The 3,429-nt window shown below is 62.1% G+C and carries 2 protein-coding genes; one reads left to right on the forward strand and one right to left on the reverse strand.

The features are described 5' to 3' along the window. The first annotated feature begins 17 nt into the window (after positions 1 to 17). Positions 18 to 3,092, forward strand: a complete 3,075-nt coding sequence (locus FN633_RS08370; RefSeq protein WP_154057395.1) for a beta-galactosidase — start codon at positions 18 to 20, stop codon at positions 3,090 to 3,092. Here FN633_RS08370 and FN633_RS08375 read toward each other — a convergent pair. Further along, the coding region (locus tag FN633_RS08375) for an EAL domain-containing protein (RefSeq protein WP_154058863.1) at positions 3,073 to 3,429 on the reverse strand (357 nt) is incomplete at its 5' end. The two genes, FN633_RS08370 and FN633_RS08375, sit on opposite strands and share 20 nt — an antisense overlap.

Here is a 3,429-nt window from a genome sequence, read left to right on the forward strand (position 1 = left end):
CCAATCATGAGGTCGACATGTCCGCTGCTGCCCTGAACACCCTGCTTGCCCGCCGCGACTGGGAAAACCCGGTTGTGACTCACTGGAATCGCCTGCCGATGCACGTCCCTCTGCGCAGCTGGCGTGACGCTGACGAGGCGCGCCATGACAGCGGCTCGCCCTCGTGGCGGCTGCTCAACGGTGAGTGGCAGTTTAGCTTCTACTCCGCCCCGGAAGCGGTGCCAGCATCATGGATAGAGAAAGACTGTGCTAGCGCCGTTGCGATGCCAGTTCCCTCTAACTGGCAGATGCAGGGTTTTGATACGCCGATCTACACCAACGTCACCTACCCGATCCCGGTCACACCGCCATTTGTCCCTGCGGAGAACCCTACCGGCTGCTACTCGCTGACGTTTGACGTGGACGCGGCATGGCTGGCGAGCGGCCAGACGCGGATTATCTTTGAAGGGGTTAACTCGGCATTCTATCTCTGGTGCAACGGGGAGTGGATTGGTTACTCGCAGGATAGCCGCCTGCCCGCAGAGTTCGATCTCAGCGCGGTGCTGCGGCCCGGTGCAAACCGGTTGGCGGTGATGGTGCTGCGCTGGTGCGACGGCAGCTATCTGGAGGATCAGGATATGTGGCGCATGAGCGGTATTTTCCGCGACGTGGTGCTGCTGCATAAGCCAGCCACCCACATCAGCGACTTCCGGGTCGAGACTGCGCTTAACGGCGAGTTTAACCATGCCCGGATAAGTACCACCGTGCAGCTTGCCGGGGAGCTCGCCGACTGCCGGGTGGCCGTTGCCCTGTGGCGCGGCGGGGAGCAGATCGCCTGCGCAGAGCAGCGTCCCGGCAGCGCGATTGTGGACGAGCGCGGGGCATGGGCCGAGCGGCTAAGCGTCAATCTCGTTGTTGATAAGCCGGAGCTCTGGAGCGCAGAAACGCCGCATCTCTACCGACTCACCGTCGCGCTGCTGGATGCCGAGGGCCGTCTGCTGGAGGTCGAAGCCTGCGACGTGGGCATCCGCAAGGTGGAGATTAGCCACGGTCAGCTGAAGGTCAACGGCAAGGCGCTGCTGATCCGCGGGGTTAACCGTCATGAGCATCACCCGGAAAACGGCCAGGCGGTGGACGAGGCCACCATGCGCCGGGATATTGAGCTGATGAAGCAGCATAACTTTAACGCCGTGCGCTGCTCCCACTACCCGAACCATCCCCTCTGGTACCGGCTGTGCGATCGCTACGGCCTCTACGTGGTCGACGAAGCCAATATTGAGACCCACGGCATGGTGCCGATGAGCCGCCTGGCGGACGATCCGCAGTGGTTCCCTGCCATGAGCGAGCGCGTCACCCGCATGGTGCAGCGCGACCGCAACCATCCCTCCATTATTATCTGGTCGCTGGGGAACGAGTCCGGCCACGGCGCGAGCCATGACGCGCTCTATCGCTGGGTGAAGTCCAGCGATCCAACGCGTCCGGTGCAGTACGAGGGCGGCGGGGCGAATACGGCCGCCACCGATATCATCTGCCCGATGTATGCCCGCGTCGATATGGACCAGCCTTTCCCTGCGGTGCCGAAGTGGTCGATTAAGAAGTGGATTGCCCTGCCGGACGAGACGCGTCCGCTGATCCTCTGCGAGTATGCCCATGCGATGGGTAACAGCTTCGGCGGCTTTGCCAAATACTGGCAGGCGTTTCGCGAAAACCCTCGTCTGCAGGGCGGCTTTGTCTGGGACTGGGTCGATCAGGCGCTGACGAAGCGGGATGAACAAGGTAACGTCTTCTGGGCCTACGGCGGTGATTTTGGCGATACCCCGAACGATCGCCAGTTCTGCATGAACGGACTGGTTTTCCCAGATCGTACTCCACATCCGGCCCTCTATGAAGCCCAGCGCGCGCAGCAGTTTTTCCAGTTCCGCCTGATTAGCACCGCGCCGCTGGTGGTTGAGATCCACAGCGAGTACCTCTTCCGCCAGACGGATAATGACGTGCTGCGCTGGCACATTGCCCGCGACGGTGAGGTGCTTGCTGAGGGCAAGCAGTCGCTAGCGATCCTGCCTCAGGGCGTGCAGCGTCTGGAGATTGATGCGCCTGCGCTGTCGGCTGTAACGGGAGAGATATGGCTTAACGTTGAGGTTTACCAGCCGCGGGCTACCGCATGGTCGCCGGATAACCACCGCTGCGCGTGGGATCAGTGGCGGCTGCCTGCGCCGCTGGCTATTCCTTCGCAGGAGGAGGTAGGTCCAGGCGCGACGCTGACAACCAGCGAAGAGGCATTTAACGTCAGCTGGCAGGATCGGCGCTGGCACTTCTCGCGCCAAAGCGGCGATCTGGAGCAGTGGTGGTGCGGTGAGACGCCGACGCTGCTGACGCCGGTTCGGGATCAGTTCACCCGCGCGCCGCTTGATAACGATATCGGCATTAGCGAGGTGACACGGATCGATCCCAACGCCTGGGTTGAACGCTGGAAGGCGGCGGGCATGTACGTTATGACGCCGCGTCTGCTGCACTGCGCGGGACAGGAGAGCGCTGGAGAGGTGATCATCACCACTCGGCACGCCTGGTCCCATGAGGATAAGGTACTGTTTATCAGCGATAAGCGCTGGCGCATCGACACTTGTGGCGTGCTGCACGGTGAGGTTGAGGTGCAGATTGCCACCGACGCCCCGCCGCCTGCAAGGATAGGTCTCAGCTGCCAGCTGGCCGCAGTGGAGGAGTCCGTGAGCTGGCTGGGCCTGGGGCCGCACGAGAACTACCCCGACCGCAAGCTGGCGGCGAGCCAGGGACGCTGGACGCTGCCGCTGAGCGCGCTGCATACGCCCTATATTTTCCCCAGCGATAACGGCCTGCGCTGCGATACGCGTCAGCTGGCATACGGCGCGCACCGGCTTAATGGACGCTTTCACTTCTCCCTGAGCCGCTACGGCCAGCGTCAGCTTTATGAAACGACCCATCACCATCTGCTGCGGGAAGAGGAGGGCTGCTGGCTTAACCTCGACGCGTTTCATATGGGCGTAGGCGGCGACGACTCGTGGAGCCCGAGCGTGTCGCCGGAGTTTATCCTCGCTGAAGAGCGTGTGCGCTACGCCTTCAGCTGGCGTCTGGCGTAGTCTTATCGGGCCGGAGGTTCTCTTCGGCCCATGCCATAAACGCCTCCTTCGGCAGCGCCTTGCTGTAGAACCACCCCTGAACAAACTGCACCCCGTGACTGCGCAGCCACTCAAGCTGGCCCAAGGTTTCGACGCCCTCGGCGACCATCGCCAGCCCGAGCGCTTTTGCCATCTCAATGATGTGCGGCGTGACTTTTTTGTACTCCAACGCATCAACGAAGGATTTGTCGATCTTCAGGATATCGGCCTCCAGATTTTGCAGGTAGCTCAGGCTGGAATACCCTGTCCCGAAATCGTCGATATAGATGGCATGCCCGGCGCGGCGCAGCTCGGCAAT

It is taken from the genome of Pseudescherichia vulneris, from assembly GCF_902164725.1.
Lineage (GTDB): Bacteria > Pseudomonadota > Gammaproteobacteria > Enterobacterales > Enterobacteriaceae > Pseudescherichia > Pseudescherichia vulneris.

Coding starts and splice junctions, on each gene's coding strand:
- FN633_RS08370 (WP_154057395.1), top strand. CDS start 18: ATGTCCGCTGCTGCCCTGAACACCCTGCTTGCCCGCCGCGACTGGGAA.